General features: G+C 67.5%; 14 protein-coding genes and 3 tRNA genes. 14 read left to right on the top strand and 3 right to left on the bottom strand.

Annotated elements, in window-relative coordinates; genetic code table 11:
* From ilvN to H4W27_RS06635, 11 genes are all read left to right on the top strand, one after another.
* Window positions 1-534: an acetolactate synthase small subunit gene (gene ilvN / locus H4W27_RS06685; RefSeq protein ID WP_192595241.1), complete on the top strand. Its 534-nt coding sequence runs from the start codon at window positions 1-3 to the stop codon at window positions 532-534.
* Between the two features lie 61 nt (window positions 535-595).
* The gene (gene ilvC, locus H4W27_RS06680; RefSeq protein ID WP_192595240.1) at window positions 596-1,621 is read left to right on the top strand and encodes a ketol-acid reductoisomerase; all 1,026 of its coding nucleotides are present in this window, start codon (window positions 596-598) and stop codon (window positions 1,619-1,621) included.
* Window positions 1,622-1,772: 151 nt separating this feature from the next.
* Window positions 1,773-3,368: a phosphoglycerate dehydrogenase gene (serA, locus tag H4W27_RS06675; RefSeq protein ID WP_192595239.1), complete on the top strand. Its 1,596-nt coding sequence runs from the start codon at window positions 1,773-1,775 to the stop codon at window positions 3,366-3,368.
* Window positions 3,369-3,422: 54 nt separating this feature from the next.
* Window positions 3,423-5,033, top strand: coding sequence for a methionine--tRNA ligase (gene metG / locus H4W27_RS06670; protein ID WP_192595238.1), 1,611 nt, complete (start codon window positions 3,423-3,425; stop codon window positions 5,031-5,033).
* A 76-nt stretch (window positions 5,034-5,109) separates the two neighbouring features.
* Window positions 5,110-6,183 (top strand): 3-isopropylmalate dehydrogenase, encoded by a 1,074-nt coding sequence (locus tag H4W27_RS06665; protein WP_192595237.1) that lies wholly within the window; start codon window positions 5,110-5,112, stop codon window positions 6,181-6,183.
* A 149-nt stretch (window positions 6,184-6,332) separates the two neighbouring features.
* Complete coding sequence (locus H4W27_RS06660; RefSeq protein WP_192595236.1) at window positions 6,333-7,406, top strand: branched-chain amino acid aminotransferase; 1,074 nt, start codon at window positions 6,333-6,335, stop codon at window positions 7,404-7,406.
* Between the two features lie 46 nt (window positions 7,407-7,452).
* The gene (locus H4W27_RS06655) at window positions 7,453-8,226 is read left to right on the top strand and encodes a fumarylacetoacetate hydrolase family protein (RefSeq protein WP_192595235.1); all 774 of its coding nucleotides are present in this window, start codon (window positions 7,453-7,455) and stop codon (window positions 8,224-8,226) included.
* A gap of 8 nt (window positions 8,227-8,234) precedes the next feature.
* Entirely contained in the window at window positions 8,235-9,770 is a 1,536-nt protein-coding gene (gene gltX, locus H4W27_RS06650; RefSeq protein WP_192595234.1) for a glutamate--tRNA ligase, read from the top strand.
* A 127-nt stretch (window positions 9,771-9,897) separates the two neighbouring features.
* Window positions 9,898-9,969, top strand: a tRNA-Gln gene (locus tag H4W27_RS06645).
* Between the two features lie 71 nt (window positions 9,970-10,040).
* A tRNA-Glu gene (locus tag H4W27_RS06640) sits at window positions 10,041-10,113 on the top strand.
* An 86-nt stretch (window positions 10,114-10,199) separates the two neighbouring features.
* Window positions 10,200-10,275 (top strand) — tRNA-Glu (locus tag H4W27_RS06635).
* Between the two features lie 80 nt (window positions 10,276-10,355).
* On the opposite strand, the gene H4W27_RS06630 is transcribed toward H4W27_RS06635, so the two are convergent.
* The gene (locus tag H4W27_RS06630) at window positions 10,356-10,889 is read right to left on the bottom strand and encodes a DUF421 domain-containing protein (RefSeq protein ID WP_192595233.1); all 534 of its coding nucleotides are present in this window, start codon (window positions 10,887-10,889) and stop codon (window positions 10,356-10,358) included.
* 212 nt (window positions 10,890-11,101) lie between these two features.
* Between H4W27_RS06630 and thiL the strand changes: the two genes are divergently transcribed.
* Window positions 11,102-12,190 carry a thiamine-phosphate kinase gene (thiL, locus tag H4W27_RS06625; RefSeq protein ID WP_192595232.1) on the top strand — a complete coding sequence of 363 codons (1,089 nt, stop codon included), beginning with the start codon at window positions 11,102-11,104 and terminating at the stop codon, window positions 12,188-12,190.
* Window positions 12,191-12,271: 81 nt separating this feature from the next.
* Here thiL and H4W27_RS06620 read toward each other — a convergent pair whose 3' ends face one another.
* Together H4W27_RS06620 and H4W27_RS06615 are read right to left on the bottom strand one after the other, a co-directional pair.
* Window positions 12,272-13,603, bottom strand: a complete 1,332-nt coding sequence (locus H4W27_RS06620; protein WP_192595231.1) for a UDP-glucose dehydrogenase family protein — start codon at window positions 13,601-13,603, stop codon at window positions 12,272-12,274.
* Window positions 13,604-13,666: 63 nt separating this feature from the next.
* Window positions 13,667-14,491, bottom strand: a complete 825-nt coding sequence (locus H4W27_RS06615) for an IclR family transcriptional regulator (protein ID WP_404821865.1) — start codon at window positions 14,489-14,491, stop codon at window positions 13,667-13,669.
* Between the two features lie 217 nt (window positions 14,492-14,708).
* Between H4W27_RS06615 and leuC the strand changes: the two genes are divergently transcribed.
* Together leuC and leuD are read left to right on the top strand one after the other, a co-directional pair.
* The gene (gene leuC, locus H4W27_RS06610) at window positions 14,709-16,154 is read left to right on the top strand and encodes a 3-isopropylmalate dehydratase large subunit (RefSeq protein ID WP_192595230.1); all 1,446 of its coding nucleotides are present in this window, start codon (window positions 14,709-14,711) and stop codon (window positions 16,152-16,154) included.
* A gap of 103 nt (window positions 16,155-16,257) precedes the next feature.
* Window positions 16,258-16,857: a 3-isopropylmalate dehydratase small subunit gene (leuD, locus tag H4W27_RS06605; protein WP_192595229.1), complete on the top strand. Its 600-nt coding sequence runs from the start codon at window positions 16,258-16,260 to the stop codon at window positions 16,855-16,857.
* Window positions 16,858-16,890 lie beyond the last annotated feature (33 nt).

The following is a 16,890-nucleotide window of genomic DNA, read 5'->3' as shown; positions in this document are numbered from 1 at the left end:
ATGGCCACGAACGAAACCGCCTCGCCGGCCCCACGGCGCACGCTCTCCGTGCTGGTCGAGGACGTGCCCGGCGTGCTGACCAAGGTCTCGGGCCTGTTCGCCCGCCGCGCCTTCAACATCCATTCCCTGGCCGTGGGCCCCTCGGAGCTGCCCGGGCTGAGCCGGATCACCATCGTGGTCCATGCCGACTCGGTGCTGCTGGAACAGATCACCAAACAGCTGAACAAGCTGATCAACGTCATCAAGATCATCGAGCTGGCACCGGAGAACTCGGTCCAGCGCGAACACCTGCTGATCAAGGTCAAGGCTGACTCGCCCACCCGTCTGCAGGTCACCCAGGCCGTCGAGCTCTTCCGCGCCAAGATCGTGGACGTCTCCGTGGACTCGCTCACCGTCGAGGCCACCGGCGCACCTGACAAGCTCAACGCCCTTCTGGAAGTCCTTCAGCCCTACGGAGTCCGTGAGATCGTGCGTTCCGGCACGCTCGGCATCTCCCGGGGTGCGAAATCCATGACCGACAGAGCGCTGCGCTGAACACCGATCTGATGATCACCGATTCCCAACCTTCAATTCCCAACCTTGAGGAGACCTCACTGTGACTGATCTCTATTACGACGACGACGCCGACCTGTCCGTGCTCAGCGGCAAGAAGGTCGCTGTCATCGGCTACGGATCGCAGGGCCACGCCCACGCGCTGTCCCTGCGCGACTCAGGCGTCGACGTCGTCGTCGGTCTGAAAGCCGACTCCAGCTCCAAGGCCAAGGCCGAGGAGCAGGGCCTGACCGTGAAGACCGTCGCCGAGGCATCCGCCGAGGCCGATGTCATCATGATCCTGGTCCCGGACCAGCACCAGGCCGAGGTCTACTCCTCCGAGATCGCGCCGCACCTGGTCTCCGGCAATGTGCTGCTGTTCTCCCACGGCTTCAACATCCGCTTCGGCTACATCGAGGCGCCGGCCGAGGTCGGGGTGGCCATGGTCGCTCCGAAGGGACCCGGCCACGTGGTCCGCCGCGAATACGAGGCAGGCCGCGGCGTGCCCGCACTGATCGCCGTGGAGCAGGACCCCTCCGGCCAGGCCAAGTCCATCGCGCTGGCCTACGCCAAGGGCATCGGCGGCACCCGCGCCGGCGTCATCGAGACCACCTTCACCGAAGAGACCGAGACCGACCTCTTCGGCGAGCAGGCAGTCCTCTGCGGCGGCGCCTCGCAGCTGGTCCAGTACGGCTTCGAGACCCTCACCGAGGCGGGCTACAAGCCAGAGATCGCCTACTTCGAGGTGCTCCATGAGCTCAAGCTGATCGTCGACCTGATGGTCGAGGGCGGCCTGACCAAGCAGCGCTGGTCGATCTCGGACACCGCAGAGTTCGGCGACTACGTCTCCGGGCCCCGCGTGATCTCCCCGGAGGTCAAGGAGAACATGAAGGCCGTGCTGGCCGACATCCAGTCCGGAGCCTTCGCCAAGCGCTTCATGGACGACCAGCGCGAGGGCGGCAAGGAGTTCAACGAGCTCCGGAAGAAGAACGAGTCGCACCCGATCGAGTCCACCGGGCGCGAGCTGCGCAAGCTGTTCTCCTGGATCCCGCAGGACGATGACTACACCGAGGGTTCCACCGCTCGATGAGCTCATGCGGTCAGCGGGGCGGGCCCACTCGGCCCGCCCCGCTGACCATGTCTGCCAGAGCCTCCATGACCACCGCCGGCACTGACCACCGCCTGCACTGACCATCGCCTCCCTCCGCCCCGCCACGCGCCCAGACCAGAAGAAGGACACTGTGAGCACCTCACGCCCCGTCGTCGTACTAGCCGAAGAACTCTCACCCGCCACCGTCGAGGCGCTCGGCCCGGACTTCGAGATCCGCCAGTCCGACGGCACCGATCGCCAGCGGCTCTTCGCCGACCTGGCCGATGCGGACGCGATCATGGTCCGCTCGGCCACACAGGTCGACGCCGAGGTGCTCGCCCATGCCAAGCAGCTCAAGGTCGTGGCCCGGGCCGGCGTGGGCCTGGACAATGTCGACATCAAGGCCGCCACGGCGGCCGGCGTCATGGTCGTCAACGCCCCGACCTCGAACATCACCTCCGCCGCGGAGCTCACCTGCGCCCATATCCTGGGCCTGGCCCGGCACATCTCCCCGGCGCACCAGGCGCTGCGCGACGGACAGTGGAAGCGCTCCAAGTACTCCGGCATCGAGCTCGCGGAGAAGACCCTCGGCGTGATCGGGCTGGGTCGCATCGGCGGACTCGTGGCCGAACGCATGAAGGCCTTCGACATGGAGATCATCGCCTATGACCCCTATGTCACCTCGGCGCGCGCCCACCAGCTCGGCGCGCAGCTGGTCAGCCTCGAGGAGCTCTACGCCAGGGCCGATGTCATCACCATCCACATGCCGAAGACCCCCGAGACCCTGGGCATGCTCAACACCGAGTCCTTCGCCAAGATGAAGGACACCGCGTTCGTCGTCAACGTGGCCCGCGGCGGACTCATCGACGAAGCTGACCTCGAGACGGCCCTTGCTCAGGGCAGCATCGGCGGGGCCGCGGTGGATGTCTTCGCCGCCGAGCCCTCCACCGATCTGCCCTTCTTCACCCGTGAGAACGTGGTGGTCACTCCGCACCTGGGCGCCTCCACGGCCGAGGCCCAGGAGAAGGCCGGCGTCTCCGTGGCGAAGTCGGTGCGCCTGGCGCTGGCCGGAGAGCTTGTGCCGGACGCGGTCAACGTCGCCGGAGGCGCCATCGACGAGCTCGTGCGCCCCGGCATCCCGCTGATCGAGAAGCTGGGCCGGGTGCTCAACGCCCTGGCCACCGACGCCTTCACCGACATCGAGACCGAGGCCGCCGGCGAGATCGCCGAGCTCAACGTCTCTGCGCTGCAGCTGGCCGCCCTCAAGGGTCTGTTCACCGATGTGGTCTCGGAACAGGTCTCCTATGTCAACGCCCCCGTGCTGGCCGAACAGCGCGGGATCTCCACGCGGCTGACCACCACCACCGAGGTCGAGGACTACCGCAACGCACTCACCGTGCGCGGAGCCACCAGTTCGGGCACCAACCTGGAGGTCCGCGGCACCCTCACCGGCCCCAAGCAGATCCAGAAGATCGTGGGCATCAACGGCTACGACCTCGAGATCGCGCTCACCGAGCACCTGGTGGTCCTGGAATACGCGGACCGCCCCGGAGTGGTCGGTGCGCTGGGTCGGATCCTCGGCGAGCACCAGGTCAACATCGCCGGGATGCAGGTCTCGCAGAACACCAAGGCCGGGCGTGCGCTGGCCGTGCTGGCCGTCGATGCCGCCCTGGGTGCCGGAGTGCTCGACGAGATCAGCTCCGAGGTGCAGGCCACCCTGGCGGCCGAGGTCGACCTTGAAGACTGAACCCTTGAAGACCGAACTCTGCATCGGCCCGCGAGCGTGGGGTAAATTCCTAAGGTGACTTCCTCCAAGCCCTCGTTCTACATCACCACTGCCATCTCCTACCCCAACGGGACCCCGCACATCGGGCACGCCTACGAGTACATCGCCTCCGATGCGATGGCGCGCTTCAAGCGGCTCGACGGCTATGAGACGCTCTTCCTGACCGGAACCGACGAGCACGGGCAGAAGATGCAGCAGTCCGCCGAGAAGGAGGGCATCTCTCCCCGCGAGCTCGCCACCCGAAACTCGGCCGAGTTCAAACGGGTCGACGACGAGGTCCTGGGAGTCTCCTATGACCGCTTCATCCGCACCACCGATGAGGACCACTACGCGGCGTCCACGGCGATCTGGCGTCGCATGGTCGATGCGGGCGACATCTACCTCGACAAGTACGCAGGCTGGTACTCGGTGCGCGACGAGCGCTTCTTCACCGAGGACGAGACGGAGCTCCGGGCCGATGGTGAGCGCTATGCCGCCGAGACCGGGACTCCGGTCACCTGGACGGAGGAGGAGTCCTACTTCTTCCGGCTCTCGAAGTACCAGGAGCCGCTGCTGGACTTCTACCGGGCGAATCCGGACTTCGGCGGGCCGCGCAGCCGATTCAACGAGGTGATCCGCTTCGTCGAGTCCGGCCTGGAGGATCTCTCCATCTCCCGGACCACGTTCGACTGGGGCGTCCCGGTGCCGAAGGATCTCACCGCGCCCGAGACGGACCTGGACCACGTCATGTACGTCTGGGTGGACGCGCTGACCAACTACATCACCGGAGCTGGCTTCCCCGACACCGAGTCGGAGAGCTTCCGCAGGTTCTGGCCCGCCGATGTGCATGTCATCGGCAAGGACATCTCCCGATTCCACTGCATCTTCTGGCCCGCGTTCCTGATGAGCGCGGAGCTCGAGCTGCCCAGGCGGGTGATGATCCACGGCTTCTTGCACAATGCGGGGGAGAAGATGTCCAAGTCCGTGGGCAATGTGGTCGCCCCGGCCGACTGGGTGGCCGAATACGGCCTGGACCCGGTGCGGTTCTTCCTGCTGCGCGAGTTCCCGTTCGGGCAGGACGGGTCCTACACCCACGAGGCTGTCGTGGGCCGCAAGAACTCGGATCTCGCGAACAACCTCGGCAATCTCGCCCAGCGCTCCCTGTCGATGATCGTGAAGAACTGCGAGGGCATGGTCCCGCAGCCTGGCGAGCGCACGGCTGCGGATCGGCGGATCCTCGCCCAGGCGGAGGAGCTGCTGCAGATCAGCCGGACCGCCTATGACATGCAGGACTTCCACCGCGCGCTGGAGCGGACGTGGTTCGTCCTCGGGGAGACCAACGCCTACTTCGCCGAGCAGGAGCCCTGGAAGCTCAAGAAGACCGATCTCTCTCGGATGAACACTGTGCTCTTCGTGACCGCTGAGGTGGTGCGCAAGGTCGCGCTGCTGGTGCAGCCGGTCATCCCGGAGTCGGCGTCGAAGCTGCTGGACGCGCTGAACATCGAAGCCTCCGGAGACGCTGGAGTCACGAACGCCTCCGGATCGGGGCCGCGCAGCTTCGCGGCCTTCGGCGAGGAGCTCGTGCCCGGCACCAGCATCGAGAAGCCCGCACCGATCTTCCCGCGCCACGAGGAGAAGACCGACTGAACAGGCACGATCTCAGATGTTGAGAGGCTGTGCCGAACCTCTCGTCCTGCTCCGAGGTTGGGCATAGAGTGACGCTATGGCTGAGAACACATTCGAGATCGCAGTAATCGGCGGAGACGGCATCGGCCCCGAGGTCGTGGCCGAGGCGCGCAAGGTGCTCGACGCCGCCCTCGCCCCGGAGAGCGCCGAGTTCACCTACATCGAGTACTCCCTGGGCGCCGAGCACTGGCTCACCACAGGGGAGACGCTCACCGAGGAGACGCTGCAGGCCCTGCGTGGGCACGACGCGATCCTCTTCGGCGCTGTGGGCGCCGATCCGCTGGACACCCGGGTGCCCTCCGGGATCATCGAGCGTGAGCTGCTGCTGGGACTGCGCTTCAACCTCGACCACTGCGTGAACCTGCGTCCCACCCGCTCCTACCCCGGGGTCGTCTCCCCGCTGCGCGGAGTCGACGAGGAGCATCCGATCGACTTCGTCGTCGTCCGCGAGGGCACCGAGGGCCCCTACGCCGGCAACGGCGGACTGCTGCGCCGCGGCACCGACGCGGAGATCGCCACCGAGGTCTCGGTCAACACCGCCTATGGCGTCCGCCGGGTCGTTGAAGACGCCTTCACCCGCGCTCAGGCCCGGGACAAGCACCTGACCCTGGTGCACAAGAACAACGTGCTCACCTACTCCGGCGACCTCTGGACCCGGACGACGACGGCGGTGGCCAAGTCCTTCCCCGACGTCCGCTGGGACTACATGCACGTGGACGCCGCCACCATCCACATGGTCAACAACCCACAGCGCTTCGACGTGATCGTCACCGACAACCTCTTCGGGGACATCCTCACCGACCTGGCTCCGGCCATCAGCGGCGGCATCGGTCTGGCCGCCTCCGCCTCGATCAACACTGCCGGCACCGCGCCGTCGATGTTCGAGCCGGTGCACGGCTCCGCACCGGACATCGCCGGCAAGGCGATCGCCGACCCCACCGCGGCGGTGCTCTCCGCCGCACTGATGCTCGATCACCTGGGCCTCGGCGAGGCTGCGGCACGCGTGGAGGCCGCAGTCCTCGCGCAGCTGAGCCAGTGGGCGCAGGACGGCACTTCCGGGCTGAGCACCAGCCAGCGCGGCGACGCCTTCGTGGCCCGCCTGTCCAGCTGACGGCTTGACAGCGCGCCGAGCAGCTCGGCGGCGAGCCGGACGGCGCTGAGCCGGACGGCAGCTGAGCCGGAGCGCAGCGCTTCTCGTAGAGTAGGGCCCGAGACACGTCCCGCAGGGCGCATCCGCTCGTGCACATCTGAAAGGTCACCATGACGTTCGATCACACCCCCCACCCCGCGCCCACCTCAGCCGACCGGCTGAAGGAGATCCTGGCGGATCCGGGCTTCGGGACCCACTTCACCGATCACACCTCGGTGATCGACTGGACGTCCGAGGGTGGCTGGGGCAGCGCCCGGGTGGAGCCCTACGGCTCGATCTCGCTGGACCCTGCGGCGGCCGTGCTGCACTACGCGCAGGAGATCTTCGAGGGGATGAAGGCCTACCGCCACGCTGACGGCGGGATCTACACCTTCCGTCCCTGGGAGAACGCCAAACGGCTCAACCGCTCGGCCGGACGCATGGCGCTGCCTGAGCTTCCCGAGGAGCTCTTCATCGAATCGCTGGAAGAGCTGGTCCAGACCGACAAGGCCTGGGTCCCCGACGGCGACGGCGAGGCGCTCTACCTGCGGCCCTTCATGTTCGCCTCCGAGGCGTTCCTCGGGGTCCGCTCTGCCCGTGAGGTCTCCTATCGGGTGATCGCCTGCCCGGCCGGGAACTACTTCGGCGGCGAGCTCAAGCCGGTCCGCATCTGGGTCTCCCGGGACTACATCCGCGCCGCTCCCGGCGGAACCGGTGCGGCCAAGACCGGCGGGAACTATGCCGGGTCCCTGGCCGCCCAGCAGCAGGCCGCCGCCAAGGGCTGCGACCAGGTGCTCTTCCTGGACCCGCTGCGTGAGAACGCGATCGAGGAGCTCGGCGGCATGAACGTCTTCCTGGTGACCGCGGACAACAAGCTCATCACCCCGGCGCTGACCGGCACGATCCTGGAGGGCATCACCCGCGCCTCGGTGATCCAGCTGGCCACCGACCGCGGGATGGAGGTTCAGGAGCGTCAGATCACCCTGGAGGAATGGGACGCCGGGATCACCGACGGCAGCATCACCGAAGCCTTCGCCTGCGGCACCGCAGCAGTCATCACCCCCATCGGGGAGCTCGTCGATGCCGAGCGCAGCATCGCCTCCGCCGGGACCGGAGAGATCACCCTCGCGCTGCGCGAGGAGCTGCTGGGCATCCAGACCGGTGCGGTGGAGGATCGCCACGGCTGGATGCACCGGCTCGCCTGATCAGCTGGACGACGTGGAGGATGCGCCCGGGCGATAGAGTTGACCCATGCGCATTGCACGTTTTGTCACGGACGCCGAACCTTCCTACGGTCTTGTCACCGGGGAAGAGGGCGAAGAGATCATCATCGGACTGGCTGGGGACCCCTTCTACCAGGGCATCCAGCAGACCGAGACCACCCACAAGCTGGAGGATGTGCGCCTGGTCGCGCCCATCATTCCGCGCTCCAAGGTCATCGGGGTGGGCAGGAACTACGCCGACCATGTGGCGGAGATGGGCGGAGAGATCCCGGTCTCCCCGCTGCTGTTCCTGATCCCGAACACCGCGGTCCTGGGACCGAACGAGCCGGTGACCCTGCCCTCCTTCTCCGAGGAGATCAGCTACGAGGCCGAGCTGGCCGTCGTCATCGGACGCATCTGCAAGGACGTGCCGGTGGACCGGGTCGAGGAGGTCATCTTCGGCTACACCGTGGCCAATGATCTCACTGCCCGCGACGCCCAGCGCACCGACGGTCAGTGGGCCCGCGCCAAGGGCTTCGACGGCTCCACGCCGCTGGGCCCATGGATCGAGACGGAGCTGGAGACCGAAGGTCTGCGGATCACCGGCAGGCTCAACGGGGACACCGTGCAGGACGGCTCCACCTCGGAGATGATCTTCGGAGTGGCCGAGCTGGTCTCCTACATCTCTCAGGCCTTCACCCTGCTCCCAGGCGATGTCATCCTCACCGGCACTCCTGCCGGCGTCGGACTGCTCAGCTCCGGTGACCGCTTCGAGGCGGAGATCGAAGGCATCGGCACGCTCCTCAACCACTTCAGGAACTGATTCCCCCTATGACTGTCACTGCTGCACCCGTAGAGAAGATCCCCGCCGTCGATCCGCAGACCCAGGTCCGCGTCCGGTTCTGCCCCTCGCCCACCGGCACCCCGCACGTCGGCCTGATCCGCACTGCGCTGTTCAACTGGGCCTACGCCCGGCACACCGGCGGGAAGCTGATCTTCCGGATCGAGGACACCGATGCCGCGCGTGACTCCGAGGAGTCGTATCAGCAGCTGCTCGAGGCGCTGCGCTGGCTCGGCATCGACTGGGACGAGGGCGCGGAGGCGGGCGGGCCGCACGAGCCCTACCGGCAGTCCCAGCGCGGCGAGATCTACGCCGAGGTGCTGCAGAAGCTGCAGGTCGCAGGATTCGTGTACGAGGCGTATTCCACGCCGCAGGAGGTCGAGGAGCGCCATCTCGCCGCCGGACGCGACCCGAAGCTGGGCTACGACGGCTTCGACCGCGAGCTGAGCCAGGAGCAGATCGACGCCTACCGGGCCGAAGGTCGCGAACCGGTGCTGCGCTTCCGGATGCCCGATGAGGACATCAGCTTCACCGACGCCGTGCGCGGGGAGATCACCTTCGGCGCGGGCTCCGCACCTGACTTCGTGGTGGCCAGGGCGAACGGCCAGCCGCTGTACACGCTGGTCAACCCGGTGGATGACGCGCTCATGGAGATCACCCACGTGCTGCGTGGAGAGGACCTGCTCTCCTCCACGCCGCGCCAGGTCGCGCTGTACCGGGCGCTGCATGCCGTGGGCGTCGCCAGGCACATGCCGGTCTTCGGCCACCTGCCCTACGTCATGGGGGAGGGGAACAAGAAGCTCTCCAAGCGGGACCCGGAATCGAACCTCTTCCATCACCGGGACCGAGGCTTCATCCGCGAGGGGCTGCTGAACTACCTCGCGCTGCTGGGCTGGTCGCTCTCCGCCGAGGAGGACATCTTCACCGTCGACGAGCTCATCGAGCACTTCGACATCGCAGATGTGCTGGCCAACCCGGCGCGTTTCGACGTGAAGAAGGCCGAGGCCATCAACGGCACCCATATCCGCCGCCTGGAGGCCGCAGACTTCCGCGACCGGCTGGTCCCCTACCTGCAGGCCCGCGGGCTCGTCGGGGAGCCGCTGGAGCAGCGGGAGGCTGTGATGCTCGACGGCGCGGCCCCGCTGGTGCAGGAGCGGATCGCGCTGCTGGACGAGGGAGCTGACATGATGACCTTCCTCTTCACCGCGGACGAGGCTCTGGACATCGAGGAGAAGGCCTTCAGCGGGCTGGGGGATCAGGTCTTCGAGACGCTGGATGCCTCCATCGCGGCGCTGGAGTCGCTCGCCGAGCAGAGCTGGACCACGGAGACCATCGAGTCCGCCCTGCGCGAGGCGCTGGTCGAGAGGATGCAGCTCAAGCCGCGCAAGGCCTTCGGCGCCGTGCGCTCGGCGATCTCGGGACGCCGGGTCTCCCCGCCGCTGTTCGAGTCCATGGAGCTGCTGGGGCGCGAATCATCGCTGAGCCGGCTTCGCCGATTCCGCGAGCTGGCCGCTGCGCGCGGCTGAGGTGAACTGATGCTGGCGCTGGCGGCGCCCGGCTCATTTTGTGCTTGGGCGCCACCAGTGTGTATAGTTGATTCCCGTTGCTGGACGCGAGAATCGGCCCGGAACGAAGCGGTTGATAAGCGAATAGTGGGCTATGGTGTAATTGGCAACACAGCGGTTTCTGGTACCGTCGTTCTAGGTTCGAGTCCTAGTAGCCCAGCGGAGACCCGGTTTCGGTGTCTGCCACAGCACGATCGGCCCTCGGCGACGGGGGCCACAGTCATGGAATGCGGCCCCATCGTATAGCGGCCTAGTACGCTGCCCTCTCACGGCGGTAACGCGGGTTCGAATCCCGCTGGGGTCACGGTCGTTCGTCCCCGGTCTGCTCGCAGATCGGAGACGGACTCTCCGCGCAGCACCTCCAGCGCAGCTGGAGCATCAATTTCATAGGGCCCCATCGTATAGCGGCCTAGTACGCTGCCCTCTCACGGCGGTAACGCGGGTTCGAATCCCGCTGGGGTCACCACTGCAGGTGGCACAGAAGCGCCCGGTCTCGCAAGAGGCCGGGCGCTTTTCTGCGTCCCCCACCGTTGAGGGGCGGAGGGGTCAGTTCTTCTCGGCGTCGCCGGTATAGGGCAGCACGGACGAGGCGTCGCCGAGCTGGTCCTCTCCGATGACCACCAGACCGCCGTTCTGCTCGAGGATCACGGCAGAGACCCCGTCGATGTCCCCGGAGGAGGAGTTCCGCACCGCAGTGTGCACGTCATCCTCGACCAGCTGGTGCTTGCGCAGCGCCTTGCGCTGGAACTTTCCCCGGTAATAGAGAAGCACCGGGGGCGCATCGAGCAGCCGGCGCATCTTGGGGGAACGACCGCGCACCCATGCCATGAGCCACTGCAGCCACACCAGCAGCAGGAGCGTGACCAGGGCCTGGCTGAGCGGGACGTCCACCGCGGTGATCGTGCGTCCGAAGGCTGAGCCGATGGTCACGGCCACGATGAAGTCGATCGGCGTCATGTTCGCCATGGTCCGTGGCCCGGAGAGCCGCAGGATGAAGATCAGCGCGATGTAGCCAGCTGTCAGGGTGATGACGGTGTGGATGATCGGGTCCCACCCGTCCCAGAATTGAGTCATGTCCATCGGGCGACCATGCCACCTCCCGGGCCCAGGTGTCCATCCGGAGACCCCACAGGGCAGTGCCGGCGGTGAGACGACCGGACAGGGCCGGAAGAGCGGGACAGCGGATCGTGCCGGGGATCTGTGTAGGGTGAGACCCGCGCGCCGGGCCGGACCCCGGCTCGCGGCCGCTGCAGCAGGTGCTGCCGGCCCAGCGCCGCAGAGGGGAGTCCGGGATGAGCGCAGCGTGCAGCGTGGGTCAGGCCGGGGAGGACGCCGTCCTCGAGATCATCATGGACGAGCTGGGCAGCGCCTCAGCCTCCGCCACGGCCCCCGTGAAGATGACGCTGCCGCCCGGCGACGATGCGGCGATCCTGGAGCTGCCCGACGACGGCGCGCCCGCCCGCATCGTGCTCACCACTGACACCATGAGCCAGGACCAGGATTTCCGGCTGAGCTGGTGGTCCCCTGAGGACCAGGGCCTGCCCGCGGGCACCGCCGTGGGCCGCAAGGCCGTTGCACAGAACCTCTCCGACCTCAACGCCATGGCCGCGACCCCGATCTCCCTGCTGGTGAGTCTCACGCTGCCCGCTGACACCCCGCTGGACTGGGTGCGCGGGTTCTACCGCGGCCTGACGCAGGGGCTCCAGACCGTCGGCGCCGAGCACTGCATCGTCGCCGGTGGAGATCTCGGCTCAGGGCCCGGCATCTCGGTGAGCATCACCGCTGTGGGAAGACTCGGTGCTGCGCGAGCCCCCCTGCGCCGCGACGGGGCACGCCCGGGCGACCAGCTGACGGCAGCCGGCCCGCTGGGGCGAGCGGCGGCCGGCCTGGCCCTGCTCGAGGCCGGACATGGCTGCGCAGAAGAGGAGCTCGCCGCGCTGCGCGAGGCTCAGCTCGCGCCCCGCCCGGCGCTGACCACGGGCATGATCGCCGTGGACGCCGGCGCCACCGCGGGAATGGACCTCTCCGACGGCCTGCTGCGCGACGCGGGCAGGCTGGCCCGGGCCTCGGGAGTGCGCGTCCGGATCGAGGATCAGGCCCTCCGTGCGCAGGCGCGGGCTCTGCGTCCAGCCGCGCAGGCGCTGAACCTTCCCGAGACGCAGACTCTGCGCTGGGCCGCCGCCGGCGGTGAGGACTATGCCCTCCTGGCAACATTTCCCGCCGGGGCCGCCCTGCCGGAGGGCTTCCACCGGATCGGCGAGGTCATCGGCCCTGCACAGACCGGCGAGCGCGCAGAAGACGCCGGACACGCCGATGGCGCCCTCGAGGTGATCCTCGAGAGCGCCATCGATGAGCTCGGCTGGGACTCGATGCGAGACTGAGCCCCAGCCCGCTCAGGCGTCGGTGACGATTCGACTCAGGCGTCGGTGATCATTCGACTCAGGCGTCGGTGATCATTCGACTCAGGCGTCGGCGAAGTGTCGACCGAGCTGGGCGAAGCGCCAGCCGGCGCCCTCCCATTCGCTGGCGTCGAGCACGTTGCGCGCGTCGATGAACTGCTTCTGCCCCACGAGCGACTCGAGATCGGCCGGGGTCAGGGCCTTGAACTCGTTCCATTCGGTGGTCAGCACCACCAGGTCGGCGCCGGTCACCGCCTCGGTGAGTGAATCCACATACCCCAGCCGGGGGAAGCGCTTGGCCGCGTTGCGGTTGCCCTCGGGGTCATAGACCGCGACGTCCGCGCCGCCGCTGAACAGGCGCACGGCGACGTCGAGCCCGGGGGAGTCCCGGACATCGTCGGAGAGCGGCTTGAAGGCCACGCCGAGGACAGCGATGCGCTTGCCGGTGAGGTCCCCGGAGAGGATGTTCTCCGCGAGGTTGACCACACGGTCGCGGCGGCGCAGGTTGATCTGGTCCATCTCATCGAGGAACCGCATCGTGTGGTCCAGGCCCAGCTCGCCCACACGGGTCTGCAGCGCGCGGATGTCCTTGGGCAGGCAGCCTCCGCCGAAGCCCACGCCGGCGTTGAGGAACTTGCGCCCGATCCGAGTGTCATGGCCGATCGCGTCGGCCAGGGTGGTGATGTTGCCGCCCACGGCCTCGGTCACCTCGGAGAACGCGTTGATGAAGGAGATCTTGGTGGCCAGGAAGGCGTTCGCGGCGACCTTGACCAGCTCGGCGGTCTCGAAGTCGGTGTTGATCCACGGGGTGTCACGGCCCAGCGCGTCGGAGTAGACGTCGCGCAGGATCGCCTCGTCCGCGGGATCGGCGGTGCCGACCACGAGCCGGTCAGGACTGATCGTGTCCTTCACGGCGAAGCCCTCGCGCAGGAACTCAGGGTTCCAGGCCAGGGTGACGCGGACACCGGCCGCGGACTCTTCTTCGACCAGCTTGGCCAGGCGGCGTGCCGTGCCCACCGGGACGGTGGACTTGCCGACGATGAGCGCGTCCTTGGTGATGGCCCGCGCGAGCGAGGCGGTGGCGGCATTGACGAAGGTCATGTCCGCTCCGGTGCCGCCGGCCTGCTGCGGGGTGCCCACGGCGATGAAGTGGACGTCGCCCCAGGCGCCGACCTCTTCGAGGTCTGTGGTGAAGCGCAGGCGACCGGAGTCCACATGCTTGCGGATCAGCTCCGGAAGGCCGGGTTCATGGAAGGGAAGCTCTCCGCGGGAGAGCGAATCGATCTTTTCAGGGTCGATGTCCACGCCGAGCACGTTATAGCCCAGTTCTGCCATGCATGCCGCATGGGTGGCGCCGAGGTAGCCGGTTCCGATGACACTAATATTCTCAATCACGCCCTCATCATAAGGGCGGGATGAACATTTGCGGCAATGCCCGACTATTGGTGTGCCGTATTCCTATTGCTCGCCGAGACCGTGCTCCGCGGCATCGGGGTTCTTGCGCACGAGTTCTGTGAGCTGGTGCGCCGCCTGGACGACGACGCCGGCGTACTGCCGTCCGGGCTGACGGGTCAGCCGTTCGATCGGCCCCGAGATGGAGACTGCGGCGATCACTCGTCCGCTGGGCCCGCGCACCGCCGCCGAGACGGAGGCGACCCCTGCCTCGCGCTCCCCGAGAGACTCGCCCCAGCCGCGGCGTCGCACACCGGCGAGCACCGTGGGGGTGAAGCGTGCACCCTGGAGACCCTCGACGAGTCTCTCGTGATCCTCCCAGGCGAGCAGCACCTGGGCGGCCGAGCCGGCCTTCATGGAGAGCTGGGTGCCCACCGGGATGGAGTCGCGCAGCCCGATGGGTCGCTCGGCCGAGGCCACACAGACGCGGGCATCACCCTGGCGGCGGTAGAGCTGCGAGCTCTCTCCGGTGGCGTCGCGGAGCCGCAGCAGAATGGGTCCCGCCGCGGTGACCAGCCGGTCGTCGCCGGCCGCAGAGGCCAGCTCGGCGAGCCGGGAGCCGATGACATAGCGTCCTCGCACATCGCGGCTGAGGAACCGGTGGTGCACCAGCGCGCTGGCCAGCCGATGCACTGTGGGGCGCGCCAGCCCGGTGCATTCCACCAGCTGCGCCAGGGAGGCGGGTCCGGCTTCCAGGGCATCCATGATCATCACGGACTTGTCCACCACGCCGATGCCCGAGGGAGAGTGCAGCGGCCGCGGAGGATCCGGCGGCAGCGCGGCCGATGTTCCGGCTCCTGTCCCCGCGGGCGCAAGCTTCTGCGCCACCATCCGTCGGGGCCTGGTGCCCGGCGCCCGGGAGGCGGGGGAGGGGGAGCCCTGCGGCGGATACGGCTCACCGGGGCGGGGCGAGTAGGGCGAAGCTGGCATGCCCCCATGATACTGGCAAATCTCCGCGCGATCTCAGATAATGAGACCTGTACGGCGAGGTATAGATGCCGCCGCGCATTGGTGATTCTGTAGAGCGTGAGCCCATCAGGAGGATCCCATGGCAGAGAAGCCACTCACATTGCCTGAAAAGGTCTGGCGCGACCACGTGGTCGTTCCCGGTAAGGAATCCGACGGTCAGCGTTCCCCTGACCTTCTCTACATCGACCTGCACCTGGTTCACGAGGTCACCAGCCCGCAGGCCTTCGAGGGTCTCCGCCTGGCCGGACGTCCGGTCCGCCGCCCGGATCTGACCATCGCCACCGAGGACCACAACACCCCCACGCTGGAGATCGACAAGCCCATCGCGGACCCGATCTCGCGCAAGCAGGTGGACACGCTCCGCGCCAACGCCGAGGAGTTCGGCGTGCGCATCCATTCCCTGGGCGACGCGGACCAGGGGATCGTCCACGTGGTGGGCCCCCAGCTCGGACTCACCCAGCCCGGCATGACCGTGGTCTGCGGCGACTCCCACACCTCGACCCACGGAGCCTTCGGCGCGCTCGCCATGGGCATCGGCACCTCGGAGGTGGAGCATGTGCTCGCCACCCAGACGCTGCCGCTGAAGCCCTTCAAGACCATGGCCATCACGGTCAACGGCTCGCTGCGTGAGGGGGTCAGCTCCAAGGACATCATCCTGGCGGTCATCGCCGAGATCGGCACCGGCGGCGGACAGGGCTACGTGCTCGAATATCGCGGCAGCGCCATCGAGGAGCTCTCCATGGACGCGCGCATGACCATCTGCAACATGTCCATCGAGGCCGGCGCCCGCGCCGGGATGATCGCCCCCGACCAGACCACCTTCGAGTTCATCAAGGGACGTCCCCACGCCCCGCAGGGCGAGGAGTGGGGCCAGGCCGTCGAATACTGGGAGTCGCTGCGCACTGATGACGGTGCACAGTTCGACGCCGAGGTGATCCTCGACGCCGACACGCTGGATCCCTTCGTCACCTGGGGAACCAACCCCGGCCAGGGCGTGAGCCTCAACGGCGCAGTTCCGGCGCCCACGGACTTCACCGACGATGTCGCCCGCGAATCCGCTGAGCGCGCGCTGACCTACATGGACCTCGAACCGGGAACCCTGATGAAGGACATCCGGGTGGACACCGTCTTCCTGGGCTCGTGCACAAACTCCCGGATGGAGGACCTGCGTGCCGCTGCCGAGATCATCGGCGGGCGGCAGAAGGATCCCCAGGTGCGCATGATCGTGGTCCCCGGCTCTGCCAAGGTGCGCCTGCAGGCGGAGGCTGAAGGTCTTGACCAGGTGTTCAAGGACTTCGGCGCGGAATGGCGCTTCGCCGGCTGCTCGATGTGTCTGGGCATGAACCCTGACCAGCTGGCTGAAGGCGAGCGCTGCGCCTCCACCTCGAACCGCAACTTCGAGGGACGCCAGGGCAAGGGCGGCAGGACCCACCTGGTCTCCCCGGTGGTCGCCGCGGCCACCGCGATCCGCGGCACGCTCTCCGCCCCCGCCGACGTCCTGAACCCCGCGCCCGTGCCTGCCTGAGCAACGCCCACCGGCGTGCCCGAGCTCTGCCGAGACATCAGCTCAGCTCATATGTCAGTTCGGTCGTACGTCACTTCGGTCATAAGTCACTGAGAAAGAGATCATGGAACCCATCACCACGCACACCGGCATCGGCGTTCCGCTGAAGCAGTCGAATGTGGACACCGACCAGATCATCCCTGCGGTCTACCTCAAACGGATCACCAAGACCGGTTTCGAAGACGCACTCTTCTCCTCCTGGCGCAAGAATCCTGACTTCGTGCTGAACCAGCCGCAGTACCAGCACGGCTCCGTGCTGGTGGCCGGCTCCGACTTCGGCACCGGGTCCTCTCGAGAGCACGCCGTCTGGGCGCTGAAGGACTACGGATTCCGCGCTGTGATCTCCTCCCGCTTCGCCGACATCTTCTACGGCAATTCGGCCAAGCAGGGGCTCCTCGCGGCAAAAGTCGCCCAGCCCGATGTGGAGCTGATCTGGAAGGAGCTCGAGAACAATCCGGGGATCGAGATCACCGTGGACCTGGTGAACCGCACCGTGCACTGCGGCTCGGTGGAGACCAGCTTCGAGATCGACAACTACACCCGGTGGCGCCTGCTGGAAGGCCTGGACGATATCTCGCTCACACTGCGCGAGGAGTCCGCCGTGGAGAAGTTCGAATCCACGCGGCCCGGATTCAAGCCGAAAACCCTGCCGGCAAAGGTCTGAGCCGCCGGGCAGCGACCCACCCTCGACGGGCCT

Source organism: Nesterenkonia lutea (assembly GCF_014873955.1).
In the GTDB taxonomy this organism is placed as follows: domain Bacteria; phylum Actinomycetota; class Actinomycetes; order Actinomycetales; family Micrococcaceae; genus Nesterenkonia; species Nesterenkonia lutea.
The sequence above is the reverse complement of the archived record's forward strand: the minus strand, read 5'-3'. Positions and strand labels throughout refer to the sequence as shown.

Bases quoted from the DNA above. Each gene is read 5' to 3' on its own strand.
- ilvN (WP_192595241.1), top strand. From the start codon at position 1: ATGGCCACGAACGAAACCGCCTCGCCGGCCCCACGGCGCACGCTCTCC.
- H4W27_RS06665 (WP_192595237.1), top strand. From the start codon at position 5,110: ATGGCTGAGAACACATTCGAGATCGCAGTAATCGGCGGAGACGGCATC.
- H4W27_RS06660 (WP_192595236.1), top strand. From the start codon at position 6,333: ATGACGTTCGATCACACCCCCCACCCCGCGCCCACCTCAGCCGACCGG.
- H4W27_RS06655 (WP_192595235.1), top strand. From the start codon at position 7,453: ATGCGCATTGCACGTTTTGTCACGGACGCCGAACCTTCCTACGGTCTT.
- gltX (WP_192595234.1), top strand. From the start codon at position 8,235: ATGACTGTCACTGCTGCACCCGTAGAGAAGATCCCCGCCGTCGATCCG.
- H4W27_RS06630 (WP_192595233.1), bottom strand. From the start codon at position 10,889: ATGGACATGACTCAATTCTGGGACGGGTGGGACCCGATCATCCACACC.
- thiL (WP_192595232.1), top strand. From the start codon at position 11,102: ATGAGCGCAGCGTGCAGCGTGGGTCAGGCCGGGGAGGACGCCGTCCTC.
- H4W27_RS06615 (WP_404821865.1), bottom strand. From the start codon at position 14,491: ATGGTGGCGCAGAAGCTTGCGCCCGCGGGGACAGGAGCCGGAACATCG.
- leuC (WP_192595230.1), top strand. From the start codon at position 14,709: ATGGCAGAGAAGCCACTCACATTGCCTGAAAAGGTCTGGCGCGACCAC.
- leuD (WP_192595229.1), top strand. From the start codon at position 16,258: ATGGAACCCATCACCACGCACACCGGCATCGGCGTTCCGCTGAAGCAG.